Source organism: Bacillus pfraonensis, from assembly GCF_050768835.1.
In the GTDB taxonomy this organism is placed as follows: Bacteria; Bacillota; Bacilli; order Bacillales; family Bacillaceae_G; genus Bacillus_A; species Bacillus_A pfraonensis.
Window position 1 is genome coordinate 1 of sequence record NZ_JAHCDO010000032.1, and the last position, 21416, is coordinate 21416.

The window sequence follows — 21416 nt, forward strand, 5'->3', positions numbered from 1 at the left end:
ATACAAGCAATCGAAGAATATATTTACTTTTATAACTATAAACGTTTCCAAAAACGACTCAACCATCGAGCTCCGATAGAATATCGAATCTCGATGGCTGCTTAGTCTTTTTAATACTGTCTACTTGACAGGGATAAGACCAGAAAACTCCTGGCCTTTTTCTACCTAACAGACATTGGATTTTATATTATACAGAATTGGAAGGTACAAAATTAGGGTATCGTCCGTTAGGCATGGTATATGTTGAACGAACTAACAGCGGAGGGGTTCCTACTCTTAGTTCGTTCAACCCGATGTTATTTTACGATTTTCTCTAACTCTTCAAGTGAAAGGTCTACCGAAATTGCACCATCTTTTGTGTCTTTCTTAATTGCATCTGTTACTTCTTTTGAATGGTATAATTCAATCACTTTTTTAATCGTTGGATCATTTTTATCTTTCGTGCGAGCCGCAAAAATATTAATATATGGTTTCGCATTCTCGTTTTTTGGATCTTCTAAGAAAATAGGATCTTTCGTTGGGTTTAAACCAGCTTGACCCGCAACACCGTTATTAATAACGGAAGCTGCTACATCTTTTAATACACGTGGCGTTTGCTGCGCAACAACTGGTGTAATTTTTAATTTCTTTGGATTTTCTGCGATACCACTTGGGTCACCAAATAATCCAAAGTCTTTTTTCAACTTTAACAATCCGGCTGCATCAAGAAGTTTTAATGCACGAGCTTGGTTCGTTGGATCATTAGGAATTGCAATTTCTGAGCCAGATGGAATTTCACTTGGTTTTTTATATTTCTCAGAGAATAATCCCATTGGTGCAATTTGAGTTGTTCCAACAGCTGTAATATCTAATTTATGTTCCTTTTTAAACTGCTCTAAAAAGGCAATATGTTGGAATGAATTCAATTCGATATCGCCATCGGCCAACGCCTTGTTTGGTGTTGTATAATCCGAAAACTCTACAAGTTTAACTTTAATTCCTTCTTTTTCAGCTTTCTTCTGAAGAATAGGCCAAGCGTCTCCATCCGTTCCTGTTATACCGACGCGAACTACTTTTTCTTTTGCATCAGCTCCGCAGCCACTTAATACTGATGCACTAACCAGTGCCGATAATACAAATGCTAAAATCTTTTTCATTTCCTTTCCCTCTCTTCCCTTTATGATCTACGTAAGAATACTTTTGCAAAATAGTTTCCTAAGTTTTGTGCAATTTGTACAAGAATAATAAGCAATACAACCGTCACGAACATAACCGACGTATCAAAGCGTTGATAACCATATGTCATTGCTAAGTCACCTAGACCACCGCCACCAACAAGACCGGCAACTGCCGAAAATTCAATTAAACCTACTGTCATAAATGTAACTCCTAAAATTAATGGTGCTAACGCCTCTGGAACAAGAATTTCAAAAACAATTCTTAATGGTGATGCACCCATTGCTTGTGCTGCTTCAATAACTCCCTTTGGTACCGAAACAAGGTTTGTTTCAACCATTCTTGCAATCCCAATTGAAGCAACCAGCGTCATTGGAAAGATTGCTGCTGCCGTTCCGATTGTTGTTCCGATAACAGTGCGCGTTAAAGGACTTAATGCTACTAAAAAGATAATAAATGGAATGGGACGAATCGTATTAATAACAATATTAAGAATAGAAAAGACCAGTTTGTTTTCTAAAAAATTCCCTTTTCTTGTAACATACAAAAGTAAACCTAGAGGTATACCAAGTATTGTGGCAAATATAAGGGTTACAATTACCATCAAGAGGGTATCCCCTGTCGCATCTAATATACGAGGCCAAAATATACTCCAATCAACTCGCATGAGCTTCTACCTCCTTCAACTGCACTTGCAGTCTTAGATGTTGTAATGCTTTTTGAATTTCTTTCTGTTCACCTTGTAGTTCTACAAGAAGATTTCCAAATAAAATATTTTGGAGTTCAATAATATTTCCATAAAGAACATTTACATCAACGTTATAATTTTTCGCAATATACGATAATATCGGTTGTCCTGTCTCTTCTCCAGTAAATGTTAAGCGATAAATCTGTCCACCATTTTGGATTTTAGCAAGAACACTTTCCGGTAAATGATCGTTAATAACAGATCGAACGAAATTTTGTGTCGTCTTTGTTTTTGGCTTTGTAAAAACATCAAATAATGTGCCTTCCTCAATCACTTTTCCTTTTTCCATCACGGCTACATGGTGACAAATTTCTTTCACAACCTGCATTTCATGTGTAATAAGAAGAATTGTTAAATTGTATTCCTTGTTTACTTTCTTTAGTAGATTCAAAATTTCTGTTGTTGTTTCAGGATCTAGTGCCGATGTTGCTTCATCACAAATGAGAATATCTGGTGACGTTGCAAGTGCTCTTGCAATCCCTACGCGTTGCTTCTGACCACCTGATAGTTGTTCTGGATAATAGTTTGCTTTATCTTCTAGTCCGACAAACTTTAGCAGCTCATTTACTCTTTCTTTTATCTCATTCTTTGGCAATTTCGCTAATTTCAATGGATAAGCAATATTCCCAAACACGGTTCTCGAATTAAATAGATTAAAACTCTGAAAAATCATTCCGATTCTTTGTCTTAGCTTTCGTAACTCCTTCGTTGATAAGGAAGTAATATCTTTATCATCTATCGAAATCGTTCCCGCTGTTGGTCGTTCTAACATATTCACTAAACGTAACAGTGTACTTTTTCCAGCTCCACTGAAACCGATAATACCAAATATCTCACCCTTATCAACCGATAATGTTACATCTTCGACGGCATGAACGGATTGCCCGGCTGATTCATATACTTTACTTACATTTTCAAAAGAAATCATTACTTTCCCCTCCTATATGCTGTAATAACTTGAAGCAGAGCTTTGAGGTAAAATAAAAAATGCCCTCCTTCTTATCCGTAATAAAAATAAGAAGAAGAGCACTTATATACTCATTCACATCTTCTCATCTTCCAAGCCTCTCAGAGCTTGCTGGAATTAGCACGGTATTCAAAAACCCGTTGCTGAGGTATCATAGGGCCAGTCCCTCCACCTCTCTGGATAAGAGTGTATCAATTTAGTTGTCATTTAATTAAGTTTTATTATAAAACTCGGAAAAGTTAGAGTCAATAAAAATATTAGAAAATAATATTTTTATTTTCTACAAGATTATAAAACAGAAAGATATTATATCCATTACACTTCTTTCTATTTGATTTTCCCCACTGATTATTAGCCCTCACCAATCGGACTTTTACGGATAGTTTATCTCCCATCTAATTTCTTTAGAAAAACGGAAGCAGCTCGCTCAGAATCACAGGACGCCCGCGCCTTAGGCAGAGAGGCGTTTTTCGCCTCGTCCGAGGGGGTGAAACGACCGGAGATTCTAGCCGCTAGAGTTGGACATTGCTCCCGCCGAATTTTGAGGTGGGAGTATTACCGCCCTAAAATAGCGGGATAAATCCTAAAGCAAATTTTACATGAATGTAAAATTCTTCTTCACATCTTCTTTCTCAAAGGAAAATATCCTCTGTTAATGGAATAACATTATATGAATAAGAAATAAAGACGGAGGACGATCGTTCATATGAAAACAGCCCTTTTACTCGTTGATATTCAAAATGATTATTTTCCAAATGGTAAAATGGAACTGCGCGGTGCCGTTGAAGCTAGCGAATATGCAAGTCAACTGCTCCAGCATTTTCGAGAAGTGAATCAACCTATATTTCATATCCAACATGTATCTATGAAAGAAAATGCTACTTTTTTTCTCCCGAACACGGAAGGTGTCCACATCCATAAAAATGTTCGCCCCTTAAAAAATGAAACAGTTATTCTCAAAAACTATCCAAACAGCTTTCGGGAAACAGACCTACTAGAGCAATTACAAAACTTAGAAATTGAACATGTGATTATATGCGGGATGATGACTCATATGTGTATTGATGCTACAGTAAGAGCTGCTTTTGATTTCGGTTTTCATTGCACTGTTGTACATGATGCATGCGCAACAAAAGATCTCCTCTTTAAAAATGCTACAATTCCTGCTGTCTATATCCATAATACAATTTTAGCAAGTTTGAATGACGTATATGCAGATGTTATGAGTACAGAAGAATTCTTAAGTTTTAGAAACTCCATCTGAAATAAAAAATCATGTCCCTCACTGACAGAGACATGATTTTTTATACTGCTATTCATAGGCTAATGTAGCTTAAAATCTCCCGAACTTGTTTTCACTTTTTTTCCTCAGCACCTTTACTCCCATTAACTTATTCTTTGACTTCTCTTCATCTTGTATTATTCTTTGTATAATAAATATGATTTAGAGATTCTTATTGTTAAGAATAGAGGGGTGAAAAATCATGCAGCCAATTAAGATTGGGAAATGGATATTGGATGTTGATATTGAGAAGACAAGAGAATTTTATCAAAAAGAGTTCGATACTTGTAAATGCCAGGATTGCAGAAATTATTATATATTAGCTTCTAATGAATTAAAGCCTGCAATTTCTGATATATTTTCTCTATTGGGAATTACCCCCTCAAAACCAGCAGGACTCTCTGCATATCCAACAGAAAACAGCGAGATTCTTCTATACATGGGTCACTATCATTTTGTAGGTAAAATGCTTAAAGGTCCACTGTGTACAACCAGCCATTTTACAGAGGAGAATACAATTGAGTTAGACGGTTTCTGCTTAGGGATTTCAGAAGAGTTACTATTTGTTCCAGAAGAATTTCCAGAACCTATACTACAATTAGAATTTGAAACAAAACTTTCGTATGTTCTTCATGAAAAAGAGTAATGATTTAACAGGTACTTTATTTAACAATTCCCATTTTAAAATGAAACAACTTTATTAACCTTGTGCCATCAATTGAATAGATGGTTATTCTATTTCAAGAATCAAAATTAAACATTATTATTATTTCTGTACCACATTTTCTGAAAAAATACAAAAACACCACTTCCAGTGAGCAAAACTGAAAGCAGTGTCCTTTTGTCTAACCATAGATTTTCTTTCAAATTGTATTATACAGGAAATCTTTAAAAATAATACAGAAAAATATGACGAATGGATTAAATTTTCTGGCGTTTTTGTTTCTGTTCACTTTTTACATTTCAGCCTACTATTTGTAGGCAGTAAGACTAACACCGATTAAAGTCCTACTTTATTGAAGTAAGATAACTGTTTTCCAATCAAAAACTTTCTTATTATGAAAAAGGCCTTCCCTATTACAGGAAGGCCCTTTCACCTATTTCTTATAAAGTTTCAGAAGTAGTTTTTGCTTGCATGTGAAGTGCTAGGTAGTCAGGTCCACCAGCTTTAGAGTCTGTACCAGACATGTTAAAGCCACCGAATGGTTGGTAACCTACGATTGCACCAGTACATCCACGGTTGAAGTATAAGTTACCAACGTGGAAGTCTTCACGTGCTTTTTCGATATGTTCACGGTTGTTAGAGATAACTGCTCCTGTTAAACCGTATTCTGTATTGTTTGCAATTGCAAGCGCATGATCGAAGTCTTTTGCTTTACAGAATGCTACTACTGGTCCGAAGATTTCTTCTTTCATTAAGCGAGCATCTTCTGCAACGTCAGCAACGATTGTTGGTTGGATGAACCAGCCTTTAGAGTCATCTCCTTCGCCACCTGCTACTACTTTACCTTCTTCTTTACCAATTGCAACATAGCTCATTACTTTATCAAATGCAGCTTGGTCATTAACTGGTCCCATGTTCATGCCTTTTTCAGCTGGGTTACCTACAGTTAATTCTTTTGTTAATTCAACAGCACGATTTAATACGTAATCGTATACATCTTCGTGGATTACTGCACGAGAACAAGCAGAACATTTTTGTCCTGAGAATCCAAATGCAGATGCAACGATAGATTTAGCAGCTAATTCAAGATCTGCTTCTTTATCAACAACAATTGTATCTTTACCGCCCATTTCAGCGATAACGCGTTTTAACCAAATTTGGCCTGGATTTACTTTTGCTGCGCGCTCGTAAATACGAATACCTACATCGCGTGATCCAGTGAAGCTAATGAAACGTGTACGAGGGTGGTCTACTAAGTAGTCACCAACTTCAGATCCACTACCTGGGATGAAGTTTACAACGCCTGCTGGTAAGCCTGCTTCTTCTAATACTTCCATAAATTTCGCTGCTACTACAGGTGTTGTACTAGCTGGTTTTAGTAATACTGTGTTACCAGAAACTAATGCAGCTGTTGTCATACCTGCCATAATTGCGAATGGGAAGTTCCAAGGAGAAATGATAACACCTACTCCTAATGGAATGTAAGAGAAACGATTATATTCAATTGGACGGCTTTCTACTGGAATACCGTCTTTTAATTTCAACATTTGACGACCATAATATTCCATAAAGTCGATTGCTTCGGCTGTATCAGCATCCGCCTCATTCCATGGTTTACCTGCTTCTTTTACAAGAATAGCAGAGAACTCATGTTTTCTACGACGAACGATTGCTGCAGCGCGGAATAAAATGTCTGCACGCATTTCTGGTTTTGACTTTCTCCAAGTTTGGAATGTTTCATCCGCCACTTGCATTGCTTTTTCAGCTAATTCACGGCTTGCTTTTGAAACACTGCCCACAACTTCTTCTTTATTCGCAGGGTTTACTGAAACGATTTTCTCGTCTGTAGTGATCTTTTCTCCCCCGATAATTAATGGATAGTCTTGTCCAAGATAAGATTCTACTGTCTTTAAACCTTCTTCAAACGCTAACTTGTTAGCCTCTACTGAAAAATCTGTAAATGGCTCATGTTTGTATGCTACTACCATTCTTTTTAGCCTCCCCTTAGAAAAACGTTTACATTTTACAACATTATTCTACACGATAATTTAGATTTATTCAAATATTCCTAGACTTATATTTTAAAAATTAATTAATTTTTAAAATATAATAAATAAAAAAAGCTTCATACATACGTATGAAGCTAAATAATATGAGCATATTCCATAATATTTTTTCCAATTAATAGAATTGTTACTAATAAAAATAAAGTACGAACATATCCAACACCTTTTTGCACAGCAAACTTCGATCCTAAATATGCTCCTAAAATCATAGATAATCCCATAATAATACCGTATTCAAAATGAATAATATCCAAAAATAAAAATGTAATTAAAGATACAATGTTACTAACGAAATTCAAAACTTTTCCAGATGCAGCTGCTCGAATAAAATCCAAACCAATTAATAAAAATGCAAAAATTAAAAAAGATCCTGTCCCCGGTCCGAAAAATCCATCATAAAATCCGACAATTAAAATAACGAAGTAAAACATTAATGTTTTTCCTTTTGTCATCTTTTTATAGGTGGAGACACTTCCCCAATCTTTTTTTACAATAATATAAATTGCAATAAATACCAACATAATCAGTACGAGTGGACGTAAAATATCTGGTGGAATAAATTTTACAACTAAAGCTCCCAAAACAGCCCCAATAATAGTTAATGGGATTAACTTTCCTACTATACGAAAATCAACTTTTTTTGAACGAATAAAATAAATTGTACTTGTTAATGACCCCATCGTCGAAGCTAACTTATTTGTCGCGATTGCCGAAGCTGGTGGTAATCCTACAAACATGAGTGCCGGAAGTGAAATGAGTCCCCCTCCTCCAACAACTGAATCAATAAATGCAGCCAAAAAACCAAAAGCAACGAGTAATACGATAATCTGTAAACTTAACTCATCCATGTCTTTTCTCCTTACCCCTTTTAGTTCATAACATTAGAAATTATAACAAAATTACAGCAAAAAAAAAGCTGTTCCATATAGGAACCGCTTTTTCTTAATCTAAAATTTTCACAAATGGTTCATCTTGCTTCGCATCACGAATAATAATCGCTTCTGGTCGTTCAACAGATTTAATTGTCACCTGTACTTTAATATAATTCGGGAAGTATTGCATAACAAGTCCCGCAACATACTGTGTAAATCCAATTACTTCTGCTTTCCCATTAAACTGAACTGGAATTTCAACCTTCATTTCTTTCAATTGATCATCTTTATAAAATCCTCTACCAATAACAGCTGTATAATCACCTTTAAAATAATCACTCAATTTCGCTTTAAAGTTTTCTACATTTGTGTAATCTTCACGCACATCCGTTTTAGCTGATTCAGAAGGGAACAAGTAATATTTTTCATTAATTGCTTTCCAATCCCCTATACTTTCACTACCTTTATCCACTTGAGCGTAAGATACAAATTTCCCTGGTACGAGTGTCGATTTTGGTCCTTGACGATAAATTGCAAATGTAATTGGAACATTTTTCGTATCTTGATTTTTGTGTAACACTTTCAAAATCTCTTGTGCCATTGGCTTAGCCTTTTCTAACATCTCTTGTTCACTAATTTCAGCTTCACGTGGATATCCATGTTCTTCAGTAAAATAATGAACAGAGTTCATTGCAAGGCCAATTACAATGCCACCCAATTCAACTTGATCGCCATTTCTTTTATAATAATCATGCTCTAAAATATTCGAAAGATATACTGGTGTTTTTTTATTTCGAACCTCTAATGATTCCGATCCTGCTTCTAACGCCGGATTCAGTCCAATATTAGGAAATTTCGCTGCATCTTTTTTCAGCTTATCCTCTAACTCTTTTTGTTCCGCATCGGTACGCTTTCTCTTTACAAGCATTTGTACCGTGTCTTTTTCTAAATATTTGCCACCCTGGAATAAATAATCCTTTGTACTAAAAGATTCCTTTGCAATACGCATTAATCCAGTTTCAAATTCATCAATATCCAGACGGCTATTTAGTCCTTGTACAACTAAGCCACGCGCAGAACCTGGATCAAATGGGACTGTTGTTTTATAATACTCATCAGAAATAGAATACTTCGGAACAATTGCTTGTTCTTTTGATTTTCCCGATTTCTCAACAACTTTTTCTTCTTTTTTCGTATCTGTGCTACATCCGCTTACAAGTAGCCCAAGACTTAATACCGCTAATGCTATTTTTTTCATGGTAAGTTTGCACCTCTTACTTATTCAGCTCTTGTAAGAACCTCTCTTCATTCCAAACCTCAATATTATGCTTCTCTGCTTGTGCTAATTTTGATCCTGCTGCTTCACCAGCAACGACTAAATCAGTACTTTTACTTACACTACCTGTTACTTTTCCACCTAGCTCTTCAATCTTTTTCTTCGCTTCAGTGCGCCCCATAACTTCTAGTTTTCCTGTTAGGACAATTGTTTTTCCAGCGAAATAAGATTCAACATGTTGTAAATCCGCACGTTTTATACCCTTATATGTCATGTTAACGCCGTACTCTTTAAATTGCTGTAATAATTCTAACACGTCTTCATTATCGAAGTACGTTACAATTGATTGAGCCATTTTCTCGCCAATTTCATTAATCTCTTTTAACTCTTCTTCTGTTGCTTTTACAAGGTGGTCCATTGTTTCAAAATGCTCAGCTAACGTGCGAGCCGCTTTTGCTCCGACATGACGAATGCCGAGCCCAAATAATAGACGCTCTAGCGAGTTTTCCTTAGAAGCTTCAATTGCTTGTACTAATTTAGAAGCGGATTTCTCACCAAAACGCTCTAATTGTAACAATTGCTCCTGCGTTAATGGATATAAATCGGCAAATGTTCGAATATAATCTGCTTCAAAGAGCTGTGTAATAACACGCTCTCCGAGTCCATCAATGTTCATTGCATTTCTTGAAACAAAATGAATTAATCCTTCACGAATCTGCGCTGGACATGTTGGATTAATGCAACGAAGAGCTACCTCTTCTTCTAAACGAACAAGTTCACTGTCACAAGTCGGACAATGCGTTGGCATATGATACTCTTCTTCCTCACCAGTACGTTTATCGAAAATCACGTTAACCACTTCTGGAATAATGTCTCCAGCTTTTTTCACAACAACATAGTCACCAATTCGAATGTCTTTTTCACGAATTAAATCCTCGTTATGTAGAGATGCACGGCGGACAATTGTTCCTGCCACTCGAACAGGCTCTAGTTCCGCAGTTGGTGTTACAACACCAGTACGTCCCACACTTAGTTCAATCCCTATTAATCTCGTTACAACTTCTTCTGCTGGAAACTTATAAGCAATCGCCCAGCGCGGGCTCTTTGCTGTTGTTCCTAAACTCTCTTGCAGCGTCACATCGTCTACTTTAATTACAATTCCATCGATCTCATAATCCAGGTCCGGACGCTTTTCCTGCCATTCTTCTACATAAGCGATTACGTCTTCAATCGTTTCACATGTGCGGCGATTTGGATTTGTTTTAAATCCAAGCTCACCTAAAAAGTTTAGTGACTCGCTATGTGAGGCAATCGTTTTTTCTTCTACATCAGCAAGACCGTACACAAACATAGACAAATTGCGTTTCGCAGCAACTTTCGGATCTAACTGACGAAGTGATCCCGCTGCTGCATTACGTGGATTTGCAAAAACTGCTTCACCATTTTGTTCTTTTTCTTCATTCAATTTCACAAATGAACGCTTTGGCATATATGCCTCACCGCGCGCTTCTAACGTTACTTCTTCTTTTAAACGAAGAGGGATCGCTTTAATTGTTTTTAAATTTTGCGTAATATCTTCACCAGTTACGCCATCACCACGTGTTGCCCCTTGAACGAAGCGTCCTTTTTCATAATGAAGGGAAACAGCAAGACCGTCAATTTTTAGTTCGCATATATATCTTACATTTGAACCATCAATTCCTTGACGTACTCTGCGATCAAAATCACGTAAATCTCCCTCATTAAAGGCATTTCCTAAACTTAGCATCGGTGATTTATGCGTTACTTTTTCAAATATATCAAGCACTGCTCCCCCAACTCGAACAGTGGGAGAGTCTTCTGTTAAAAATTCTGGGTTCTCTGTTTCTAATTTTATAAGCTCCTGCATATCGCGATCATATTCCGCATCAGAAACAGAAGGATTGTCTAATACGTGATATTGATAATTAAATGCATTGAGCATATGACGAAGCTCTTCTATACGCTGCTTTATTGCTTCCTTTGACATATCCTCACTCCTCTCTATTGTTTCGTTACAGGTGCAAATTTCGCTAATAAACGTTTAATTCCAATCGGACTCGGGAAAGCAATATCTAATTCTTTTGCGTCACCTTCACCTTTCACACTTACAACTGTTCCGACTCCCCATTTTTGATGGGACGCTTTATCGCCTACAGCCCAGCCAATTTGCTCTCCGCCTGTCGTTTTCACTGCCGGCCGCACAAATGCAGAACGAGAACGTGTTGTCGTCGCCCCGGCCCCGGTTGTTCTTCCTTTTGCACTAAATGTTTCACGCTTTGGAGCTGTTTCATTTAATGATTCTAGTAATTCTGTAGGAATTTCTGAAATAAATCGAGATGCTGCATTCATATTTGTTCTACCAAATAAAGTACGCATTTGGGCGTTCGATAAGTATAACTCTTCTTCCGCGCGAGTGATCCCTACATAGGCTAAGCGGCGTTCTTCTTGCATTTCATCCTCTTCCATAAGAGAACGAGTATGCGGGAAGACTCCCTCCTCTAAACCAATAATAAAGACAACCGGGAATTCCAGTCCTTTTGCCGAGTGCATCGTCATTAAAATAACTTCTTCACCTGCAGTTGGATCTTCATCCACACGATCAATATCCGCAACAAGCGCTAAATCTGTTAAGAAAGCAACAAGACTCTTATCTTCACTTTGTGATTCAAATGTTTGCGTAACAGATAAGAACTCATCTAAGTTTTCAAGTCGTCCTTCAGCTTCTAAAGAACGTTCATTCTTTAACATATCACGGTAACCTGTCTTCTCAATCACTTCTTCTACTAGTTCCGTAACGGATAAATATTCTTGCATGTTTACCCAGTTGTGTAGTAGACTTGCAAATTCTTTTACTGCTTTTGTGATTTTTGCACTTACCCCAACATGTTCAATTTCATCTAATACAGCTGTTAATGAAATACCATTTTGCACGCCATAGTTAATGATTTTATCGATAGAAGTGGCACCGATTCCGCGTTTTGGCACGTTAATAATACGTGCAAAACTAATTTCATCATCTGGATTCGCAATTAAACGTAAGTAAGCTAAAATATCTTTAATCTCTTTACGATCATAGAACTTAATGCCGCCGACAATTTTGTATGGGATATTTGATTTTAAGAAAATCTCCTCGACCATACGAGACTGCGCGTTCGTACGATACAGAACCGCAAAGTCTGTATATTTTCGATTTCCCATTTGAATTTCATCGCGAATTTTCTTCGCCACAAAATATGCTTCATCTTTTTCCGTTGCAGCACGGTAATATGAAATCTTACTTCCGATTTGATTATCCGTCCATAATTTTTTCGGTTTACGATTTGAATTGTTTTCAATTACAGCGTTGGCTGCATTTAAAATATTTTGTGATGAGCGATAATTTTGTTCTAACAAGATAACCTGTGCATTCTCATAGTCCTTTTCAAATGACAAAATGTTAGAAATATCCGCCCCACGCCAACGGTAAATTGACTGGTCAGAATCACCAACAACACAAAGATTTTTAAAGCGAGCTGCTAATTTATTTACAAGAATGTATTGTGCTCTGTTCGTATCTTGATACTCATCAACGTGAATATATTGGAATTTACGTTGATAGAATTCCAATACTTCTGGAATACGATCAAATAATTGAATTGTAGTCATAATTAAATCATCAAAGTCTAATGAGTTATTTTTCAGAAGACGTTTTTGATACTCTGTATATACATCACTTGTTAATTTTTCAAATGGATCAGCAATTGAAATTTGCTTTGCATATTTTTCAGCTGATAACAATTCATTTTTCGCATTACTGATACCACCTAAAATAGAACGTGGATCGAATTTCTTCGGATCAATGTTTCGCTCTTTCATGATTTTTTTTACGACAGTAAGTTGATCACTTGCATCTAAAATCGTAAAGTTTCGATTAATCCCAATACGGTCGATATCACGGCGTAAAATGCGTACACACATCGAGTGGAACGTAGAAATCCAAATATCTTCTGCTTCCGGGCCAACAAGCGTATCGATACGTTCACGCATTTCACGAGCTGCCTTGTTTGTAAAGGTAATTGCTAATACATTCCAAGGCGCTACACCTTTTTCGCCAAGTAAGTATGCGATGCGATGTGTTAGCACACGCGTCTTACCACTACCTGCACCCGCCATTAATAGAAGTGGTCCATTTGTTGTTTGCACTGCTTTTTGTTGCTGTGGGTTTAAACCATTTAATAATTTATCCGTTATACTCATATGTGCCTGCACCTACTCTCCTTTTACAGCTTTTACTGTTTGTAACGCTGCTTTTATATCATCATAAATTACATTTCCTACAACAATTGTATCAGCATACTGCGCCATTTCTTTTGCCTCTTTCGCACTTGAAATTCCGCCGCCGTAATATAGCTTTGCTTGTTGTAATTCTGCCTTTACATTTTTAACAAGGTCAATATCTCCGTAAGTGCCGCTATATTCTAAATAGAAAATCGGCAAGTTCAGAAGCTTGTCTGCCATACGTGCATATGCAATCACATCATCTTCTGTTAGATCACATTTTGCTTCTGTAATTTGCGCTACCTTCGCTTCTGGATTTAAAACACAATATCCTTCCATGAAAATTTCATCCCAGTTCATAATATCCCCAAATTCTTTCAATGCCTCATGGTGAATTCCCGTTACCCATTCTACTTTGCGGCTATTTAAAACACTTGGAATGTAATAAAAATCAAACCCTGGTGTAATTGCTTCAATATCAGAAACCTCTAACACGCAAGGAACTGCATATCTACGAATGCTCACTAGCATATGTAATACATTATCTATCGTTACTCCATCACTTCCGCCTACAATCACTGCGTCCGTTCCAGATTCACAAATCATTTCTAAATGTTCATCGCTCAATTCCTTATTTGGATCAAGCTTAAATACATGTTTCCACTGTGAAATATCGTACATGAAAACACCCTTTCTTTTATCTAATCACCTTTATGTGCTTGTTCAAAAAGGCGGTTATCTTGACCGGACTTTTTAAACATCCTCTTACAATACACGTTTAAAAAGGAGGATCTAGAGAACCGAGCAGTTCGAGGCACGGAAGCCAGGAGGACACGGAATGTAGCTTTTACTACATGAGTACCGGACTGGCGACGTAACGAAGAAATGCGAAGGTTATCTTGACCGGACTTTTTAAACATCCTTTTATGCATTCTTACATTATAACAAAAAAAGACACCTATACACACGCCCAATCCAACATCTTTTTCACCGTCAAATGTTGGATTACATATCGTGAAACTTACGCGGAATAATAACAACTGAAATAGCGTTTTCTATTTCTAAGCTCATGAAGAAGGAGTGTTTTCTTTGATGAAGCAAAACATCAGCATAATGAATGCTCTAATCCGAATCACAATCGGTTTGGTCGTCCTAAGTTGTAGCACAGCGAAACTCACACGTAAACCGTGGTGCACTTGGTCAAAAGTTTTGCTGTGGATTGGTGCAATGAAAGTTGCAGAGGGAATTATTCGTTTCTGCCCTATTACGGAAGCATGTAAATTGGGAAAATACATGAACATGAGTGACTTTAAAATACCTAGCATGGATTTAAATAAAAAAGGACATGCTAAACAAGAAGAAGTAAGTCACACTTCCAGTACTGACACCAAAAAGTCACAAGGAAGTTATGATGCTTCTGACAAAGAGATTGAGTCAGCGATTGCAGAAGCAATCCTGACGAAACCGCTTTGAATCATTTGTCACGATGCAAGATGCTCTTAAAGGGACTTAGCTGCTGCAGTGGGCGGCTAAGTCTTCTTTATTTTACCACAAAACAGAACTAACGTTCCCTATTCATTTTATTTTCCCCAAAATATTTTCATAAAAAAGAGCCTATTTTTTATCCTTTATTTCCCCTACGTTTGAATAATTCTTGCTCTTGTTCTAAATTTACTTATTTTTAGGCTTTACCAGCTTTTGTTTTTTCAGAAAATTAGGTTTTTCCCCCTTGCATTTCATGATATAAAAGTGATATCATTTTTATATCAGAAGGAGGCGATTCATATGAAAGAAAAACAAGTATTTTATGTAAATGGCTTTCTAGGCATTATCGGAATTTTACTCTTAGCTGGTATTGGTGTATTTTTCCTCGTACAAGAAATATTTATAGTAGCCGCACTTTGCATTATTTTAGCTGCAATTCTTGCTACTGGTATTGGAATTGTTCAACCAAACCAAGCGAAAGTTATTACATTTTTCGGTAATTATTTAGGGACAATTCGTGAAAATGGTTTATATTTAACGATTCCTTTATCACTTCGTCAAACTGTTTCCCTTCGCGTAGAAAACTTTAATAGTAAAAAATTAAAGGTGAATGATGTCGATGGAAATCCGATTGAAATTGCGGCTGTTGTTGTTTATAAAGTTGTCGATTCAGCAAAAGCAATTTTCGGTGTCGAACATTATGATGAATTTGTAGAGATTCAAAGTGAGACAGCAATTCGTCACGTTGCAACGAAATATCCGTATGATAATTTTCAAGATGATACTTGCATCACACTACGCGGAAATGCTGAAGAAATCTCTGAGGAATTAAAACGTGAATTAGAAGCACGATTAGAAATTGCTGGTGTCGAAGTACTAGAAACACGCTTAACACATTTAGCTTATGCGACAGAAATTGCTCATGCAATGCTTCAACGTCAACAAGCAAAAGCCGTATTAGCTGCACGTAAAGAAATTGTTGAAGGCGCTGTTCAAATGGCCAAAGATTCCATTCAAAAATTAGATGAAGAAGGCATACTTGATTTAGATGACGAGCGTAAAGCGAACATGGTTAACAACTTATTGGTTGCCATCGTTTCAGATAAAGGCGCACAGCCAGTGATTAATACAGGAAGTCTATATTAAAGGTTGTAGGTAATATGGCTAAAAAGAAAAGTTTTCCATTACGTATCGACCCTGAATTACACGCAGTCATTGAAAAATGGGCGAATGATGAATTCCGCAGTGTTAACGCTCACATCGAATATTTACTTCGAGAAATGGCGAAACAAAAAGGGAAACTAAAAAAAGAGAAAGAGTCTTAAATTTATGTTAAGTCGTTCTCTTCTTCACAAAAAAGCAACTAGATTTAGTTACTTTTTCTAATTATTGAAAATGAAATCACTAATAACATGAAACTTTAATCAGTGGGGACTTTCTTCATCCCCACTGATTATTAACCCTCACCAATCGGGCTTTTACGGGATAAACTTTGTAATATCCATATAACACCGATTATGAAACACGGGTTTTATAACGAATAACGAATACAGAAATGATACGAGAAACAGATTGAAAAACTTTCCACTTATATAATTATCAAAAATTGATCTAATAATTCGAGATTATTCTCCTTTTTCGAATGTAAACTTTTGAATAGAAGTTTACTTTTAATTTCATTAGAAAAAACCAAAAGATGACGTTAAATAAGTCATCTTTTGGCTTCAAAACACCTATAAAAATTCTATTATTTTTCCTACTTTTCTACTTTTTCAGTTTTAGAACTGAATCCACTTTTAAATCCATCCAAAAAATCACAACTACCTAATATGAAAAAACAAATACACATAATAAACATATCATAATACCTTTTTTATAGTTTACCCTTATTCTGTTTCCCTCTATCATCTACTTAAATATTCACTAATAATAATAATAATATGATAAAACTAATTATTTATTAAAAGCATTTACCATAACAACAATAAAGTTATGTAATAAATGAATCCAAAAGACAATCCAAAAAGCAGATATTGTTACCTTAACTTTTTCATTCTTTTTTTGATATACCCAATAAGCATAGTTATATAAAATTCCAATTATTGCTGTAGCAACTATATAAGTAATACCATTTAAATGATTTAATCCAAATATAATTGATGCTATTAAGATGATAAGATAATCACGATCTTTAATAAGAGGAATACAACTTAATACCCAAAATAAAAATACCTGAAAAATTAATGTTTCATATACAGGTGCCGCAAATCCCCCTACTAAAACCTGTATAATAACCGATTCTTCCTTTATCGGATGTTGTTTTATCGCTGGTAAAAATAAATCTAATGGCATAACAACTAAAAATGTTCCTAATACTATAAGTAATACAAACCAAATTATAAAACCTAATAAACTCAAAAAAAGCAAAGATAATAATATAGCAATAAACCGAGGTGGTTTTCTTTCTAATAACTCCACACTATCCGTTAATTGATCAAAAGAATAGATTTTACTCATATTGACCACCCCTCATTGCATAAAATTGTTGTTCTATATGCTCTACATGAACCGTTTGATTCTTCCAAAGACGATAATATTCACCTTTTTTAAATAATAATTCTACATGCGAACCTTCTTCTATAATATTGCCCTTTTCCATTACAAAAATTTCATTTGCATGTTCAATTGTACTTAAACGATGAGCAATCATAATTACTGTTATTCCTTGTAAACCTAATTCCTTTAACATATCTGTAATATGTTTTTCAGTCGTAGAATCCAAGTTACTTGTTGCTTCATCTAAAATTAAAATATCTGTTTTTTTTAATAAAGCTCTTGCAATCGCCAAACGTTGTCTTTGTCCACCTGATAAATTCGAAGCATTTTCTTCCAAAGGAGTTTCATAACGTAGAGGTAACTCACTAATAAAATCATGAACACAAGCCTGTTTACATACTTGAATAACTTCTTCTAATGAAATAGGACTCTTAAGTCCAAACCGTAAATTATCATAAATGGATCCACTAAAGAAAAAAGATTCTTGTGATACATACGCAATTCGATCTCTCAATGCTGTTCGATTTATCTCTTTAATATGATAGTCATCATAATATATTTCACCTTGTTGCGATTCATAGTAGGACATTAATAATTTTGAAATTGTTGTTTTACCTGAACCACTTTCTCCTACAAAAGCTACTTGACTACCTGGTTCAATAGAAAAACTTATATTATTTAAAACGTTCTTACGTGTTCCATAACGAAATGTAATATTTGAACACTCAATTTTCCCAGATAAACGCTTAGGAAAAACCTTATTATTCTCTTTTTCATCTTTTTCTACGTCCAAATCAAAAATTTCATTTAATCTTTCCCCAGCAACTAATGCAGACTGCATTATAGGCTGAATTCCTATTAAATTTTCAATAGGATTTAGAAAATAAGTTAAAAGTGCATTATATGTAATCAATTCGCCTATTGTCATATTACCTTTTAATACTTGCATAGCACCCACCCAAAGAATAACTGTACCACCAATCAAATCAAGCCCTGTCTTAATAGAACCCTGTAAATTAAATAACATTCCTTTTTTAAATATATACCTAAGTAAATTAACAAAACGACTTTCTGTTTGATAAAACACTTCTTTTTCAGCATTATAAGATTTTACAGTTGCAATCCCATTTAAAGACTCCACTAAATACGATGTTAGCTTTGCATTACTTTCCATTTCTTCACGATTAATACGTCGATACGGTTTATGAAATGCTAATATAATTCCTATATAAAATGGAATTAAAAATAATGTAATTCCAAATAACATTGGACTATGTGCATATAATAAAATTGCTCCTAATAAAACCATTACAGTATCAATCATTAATGTAATAGTTACATTTGATAAAGCATCACGTATTTTACCAGCATCCATAAATCTAGAAATAATTTCGCCTACTTTTCTTGTCTCAAAAAAATTCATAGGTAAATTAATTACATGGCGATAATATTCAAGTACTAATCGAACATCAATCCTTCGACTCAAATATAAAATTAAATGTGTTCTAAAATAAGAAAGTAAAACTTTAAAAATATACAATACAATAACTCCAATAGAAATAATATGAAGTGACTGTATTAACTGATTAGCTACAATATCATCTATTAAAAATTTAAAATAAAATGCTCCCAATAATCCAAATAAATTTAAAAAAATAGATGCTAAAAATATAGGGAAAAGTAAAGATTTTTGTGTTTTTAATAATACTAAAAAACGCGATAATGTTCCTACATTCTTATTTCCTCTTTGAAAATTTTGACTAGGAACTAATAATACTAATATTCCAGTCCAAATTTTACAAAAATCATCTTTTGAATATACTACTAATCCTTCTGCCGGATCAGCCACATATATTTTTTGCTTTTTTATTTTATAAACTACTACATAATGAAGTAGTCCCCCTGGCATAACAACATGTGCAATTGCTGGTAAAGGAATTTCATTTAATGCCTCTGAATCAGTTGCTTTAACACCTTTTACTTCAAAACCTAATTTTTCACCGGACTCAATTAATCCTTGTACATTTGTCCCTTCTAGGTCAGTTCCAGCAATTTCTCTGATTTTTGAAATAGCTACAGAAAGACCATAATAACGGGAAACCATTGAAAGACAAGCTGGCCCACAATCTTTCAAATCTTGTTGTTTAACACAAACAAATTTTCTTTTCAATTTATATCCTACTCTCTTATTTCTATATAAAATTTATAATTAAGAAGATATGCATAATTGAATATAAAAATGTATATATTAAGATATATAATTATCATTGTTATTAATTTCAAAAAATTGATGCATTTTTCTACACATTATAATTAGGAGGAAATATCATGAAACTAAACACAGCAAAATTACAAGAAATGAACAAAGAAGAAATTGAAAAAGTAAACGGTGGAGTAAGTCCTTTTGACATGTATACAATTGGGTCAGAACTTTGGAAATTGACTAAAGAATACGCTAAAGGTCCAGGACCATCAATGGAAATGCAATATAAACATGGCATGCCAGGCGGTAAATGGTAATAATTAAAAACATATAAAAAATCCCTATACTAAGGAGAAATAACAATGAATAAAAACAAATATACTCTACTAACAAAAAAAGAATTACTAAAAACTAATGGTGGTAAAACAACATTTGTAGCAACTGATGCATCTTATTATCCTCGAAAATGGGGGAAAGAACTTGGAGAATGGATCGCATCAAAAATTAAATAAATTACATATAATACAATTAATCATTTGTTAAATGAAACTAACATAAAATATCATTATCGGAATTCAATATATCTAGAAACTTAGAAAAGTCCCTTTAGAAGATTTGAAGGGACTTTCGTTCGTATAATTAGTATTATCAAAAGTTCGACTTTTTCCAATAAAGTGAAACCTTAATCAGTGGGGGCTTCATCCCCCACTAATTATTAGCTCTCACCTCACTTCTTTGCTTCCACCAAATTTTGAGGTGGGAGTATTACTGCCCGCGTTAATGCGAGATAACGCATTTTATCTAATTTTCTACTTCAGCGAAGGAAGTTATCCAAACTTTATAAATAAAAGAATGAGAAGCAATATAATCCCAATTACTTTTCATATTAGGTAATCATTTGATATGTTTTAGGAATATTTACAATTCCTCTTTTCTTCTATGCTATAAAGCAATGTAATAAACTTACATAATGCCGCTGTTTTCACACTATCTTTCCGATAAATAAAGTACGTTGGAATAAATCTATTTTCATTTAATAACGGTGTACGGACGAGCTCCCCATGAGAATCAAATTGCTCCGCTACTTCCCGTGGGAGCATGGATACGCCAAGACCAGCTTTTACACATCCGATAATACCATCTAAAGAGTTTAACTCCATTACCTTCCTCGGAACAATCCCTTCCGACAATAACCATTCCTCCAATACCTTTCTATAAAAACAGCCAGATTGAAAAACGATAAATGACTGCTCTTCCATATATTTATGATCCAGTAAAAATTTTCTCTTTGACAGTAACATCATTTCCTCTTGAAATACTTCTATCTTTTCTAACGCCGGATCGTCAATGGTATTCGCTACAAATCCTCCTTCTAGCTCATGTAAAAGTATTTTTTTCGTTAATTCTTCCGTACTGTTCGTTTGAAGTGCAATCTCAACTTCTGGATATTTTGTATGATAATTAGAAAGAATACTTGGCAGTCTAACTGCTGCTGCCGTTTCCATTGCTCCGATTTTTAACATTCCCCCTGATAATTTCGTATATTTAATCTCTCTTTTTGACTCATTTAATAATTGAATCATCTTTTCAGCATATCTCAATAATGTTTCTCCTGCAGGCGTTAATGTGACCCCATTACGGTGCCGATAAAATAACTGTGTTTCATACTCTGTTTCTAGCCTTTTTATTTTAGCTGTTATATTCGATTGGACAAAATTAAGACGAACTGCTGCTTTTGAAATACTTCGCTCTTGCGCTACCATATAAAAAGCTACAAAATCTTGTAAGTTCATTTTTCTCGTCCTTTCATTCATATCATTATTTTTGATATTACATATTAAAAAACAGTATTTTACGCACTATG

General features: G+C 34.9%; 20 protein-coding genes and 1 riboswitch. Of the genes, 8 read left to right on the top strand and 12 right to left on the bottom strand.

Annotated elements, in window-relative coordinates; genetic code table 11:
* Nucleotides 1-9: 9 nt before the first annotated feature.
* Nucleotides 10-105, top strand: coding sequence for an IS3 family transposase (locus KFD70_RS23410; protein ID WP_414645822.1), 96 nt, complete (start codon nt 10-12; stop codon nt 103-105).
* 191 nt (nt 106-296) lie between these two features.
* On the opposite strand, the gene KFD70_RS23415 is transcribed toward KFD70_RS23410, so the two are convergent.
* From KFD70_RS23415 to KFD70_RS23425, 3 genes are read right to left on the bottom strand one after another with little or no spacing between them, the layout of a single operon-like run.
* Nucleotides 297-1136 (bottom strand): MetQ/NlpA family ABC transporter substrate-binding protein, encoded by an 840-nt coding sequence (locus tag KFD70_RS23415; protein ID WP_336454150.1) that lies wholly within the window; start codon nt 1134-1136, stop codon nt 297-299.
* 20 nt (nt 1137-1156) lie between these two features.
* On the bottom strand, nt 1157-1822 hold the full coding sequence (locus KFD70_RS23420; RefSeq protein WP_336454149.1) for a methionine ABC transporter permease: 666 nt from the start codon (nt 1820-1822) through the stop codon (nt 1157-1159).
* On the bottom strand, nt 1812-2831 hold the full coding sequence (locus KFD70_RS23425; protein ID WP_336454148.1) for a methionine ABC transporter ATP-binding protein: 1020 nt from the start codon (nt 2829-2831) through the stop codon (nt 1812-1814). Before KFD70_RS23425 ends, KFD70_RS23420 begins: the two co-directional genes overlap by 11 nt.
* Before the next feature lie 121 nt (nt 2832-2952).
* Nucleotides 2953-3057, bottom strand: a riboswitch (SAM riboswitch).
* Nucleotides 3058-3576: 519 nt separating this feature from the next.
* Between KFD70_RS23425 and KFD70_RS23430 the strand changes: the two genes are divergently transcribed.
* Nucleotides 3577-4134: a cysteine hydrolase family protein gene (locus tag KFD70_RS23430; RefSeq protein ID WP_336454147.1), complete on the top strand. Its 558-nt coding sequence runs from the start codon at nt 3577-3579 to the stop codon at nt 4132-4134.
* 220 nt (nt 4135-4354) lie between these two features.
* Entirely contained in the window at nt 4355-4798 is a 444-nt protein-coding gene (locus KFD70_RS23435; protein ID WP_336454146.1) for a hypothetical protein, read from the top strand.
* A gap of 458 nt (nt 4799-5256) precedes the next feature.
* Here KFD70_RS23435 and pruA read toward each other — a convergent pair whose 3' ends face one another.
* The 6 genes from pruA to pcrB all read right to left on the bottom strand — a co-directional run bounded on the left by pruA (nt 5257) and on the right by pcrB (nt 13989).
* Nucleotides 5257-6804 carry an L-glutamate gamma-semialdehyde dehydrogenase gene (pruA, locus tag KFD70_RS23440; protein WP_336454145.1) on the bottom strand — a complete coding sequence of 516 codons (1548 nt, stop codon included), beginning with the start codon at nt 6802-6804 and terminating at the stop codon, nt 5257-5259.
* Nucleotides 6805-6959: 155 nt separating this feature from the next.
* Nucleotides 6960-7730, bottom strand: a complete 771-nt coding sequence (locus KFD70_RS23445) for a TSUP family transporter (RefSeq protein WP_336454144.1) — start codon at nt 7728-7730, stop codon at nt 6960-6962.
* 94 nt (nt 7731-7824) lie between these two features.
* The gene (locus KFD70_RS23450) at nt 7825-9012 is read right to left on the bottom strand and encodes a CamS family sex pheromone protein (protein WP_336454143.1); all 1188 of its coding nucleotides are present in this window, start codon (nt 9010-9012) and stop codon (nt 7825-7827) included.
* Between the two features lie 16 nt (nt 9013-9028).
* Nucleotides 9029-11038 (bottom strand): NAD-dependent DNA ligase LigA, encoded by a 2010-nt coding sequence (gene ligA, locus KFD70_RS23455; protein ID WP_336454142.1) that lies wholly within the window; start codon nt 11036-11038, stop codon nt 9029-9031.
* Nucleotides 11039-11052: 14 nt separating this feature from the next.
* Nucleotides 11053-13299 (bottom strand): DNA helicase PcrA, encoded by a 2247-nt coding sequence (gene pcrA, locus KFD70_RS23460; protein ID WP_336454141.1) that lies wholly within the window; start codon nt 13297-13299, stop codon nt 11053-11055.
* Nucleotides 13300-13989, bottom strand: a complete 690-nt coding sequence (gene pcrB / locus KFD70_RS23465) for a heptaprenylglyceryl phosphate synthase (RefSeq protein WP_336454140.1) — start codon at nt 13987-13989, stop codon at nt 13300-13302. It abuts the gene before it with no gap.
* 411 nt (nt 13990-14400) lie between these two features.
* On the opposite strand from pcrB, the gene KFD70_RS23470 reads away from it, so the two are divergent.
* The 3 genes from KFD70_RS23470 (at nt 14401) to KFD70_RS23480 (ending at nt 16118) form a co-directional block, all read left to right on the top strand.
* Nucleotides 14401-14781 carry a YgaP family membrane protein gene (locus KFD70_RS23470; RefSeq protein WP_336454151.1) on the top strand — a complete coding sequence of 127 codons (381 nt, stop codon included), beginning with the start codon at nt 14401-14403 and terminating at the stop codon, nt 14779-14781.
* Between the two features lie 312 nt (nt 14782-15093).
* Entirely contained in the window at nt 15094-15939 is an 846-nt protein-coding gene (locus KFD70_RS23475) for an SPFH domain-containing protein (protein WP_336454139.1), read from the top strand.
* A 14-nt stretch (nt 15940-15953) separates the two neighbouring features.
* Complete coding sequence (locus KFD70_RS23480) at nt 15954-16118, top strand: type II toxin-antitoxin system antitoxin (RefSeq protein WP_003194620.1); 165 nt, start codon at nt 15954-15956, stop codon at nt 16116-16118.
* A 628-nt stretch (nt 16119-16746) separates the two neighbouring features.
* Here KFD70_RS23480 and KFD70_RS23485 read toward each other — a convergent pair.
* Nucleotides 16747-17310 carry a CPBP family glutamic-type intramembrane protease gene (locus KFD70_RS23485; protein ID WP_336454138.1) on the bottom strand — a complete coding sequence of 188 codons (564 nt, stop codon included), beginning with the start codon at nt 17308-17310 and terminating at the stop codon, nt 16747-16749.
* Nucleotides 17303-19519, bottom strand: coding sequence for a peptidase domain-containing ABC transporter (locus KFD70_RS23490; protein WP_336454137.1), 2217 nt, complete (start codon nt 19517-19519; stop codon nt 17303-17305). The genes KFD70_RS23485 and KFD70_RS23490 overlap by 8 nt, the downstream gene beginning before the upstream one ends.
* A gap of 158 nt (nt 19520-19677) precedes the next feature.
* Here KFD70_RS23490 and KFD70_RS23495 point away from each other — a divergent pair, with 158 nt between their 5' ends.
* On the top strand, nt 19678-19869 hold the full coding sequence (locus tag KFD70_RS23495; protein ID WP_336454136.1) for a hypothetical protein: 192 nt from the start codon (nt 19678-19680) through the stop codon (nt 19867-19869).
* A gap of 45 nt (nt 19870-19914) precedes the next feature.
* Entirely contained in the window at nt 19915-20064 is a 150-nt protein-coding gene (locus KFD70_RS23500) for a hypothetical protein (protein ID WP_336454135.1), read from the top strand.
* Between the two features lie 396 nt (nt 20065-20460).
* Here KFD70_RS23500 and KFD70_RS23505 read toward each other — a convergent pair whose 3' ends face one another.
* Nucleotides 20461-21345 (bottom strand): LysR family transcriptional regulator, encoded by an 885-nt coding sequence (locus KFD70_RS23505; RefSeq protein WP_336454134.1) that lies wholly within the window; start codon nt 21343-21345, stop codon nt 20461-20463.
* Nucleotides 21346-21416 lie beyond the last annotated feature (71 nt).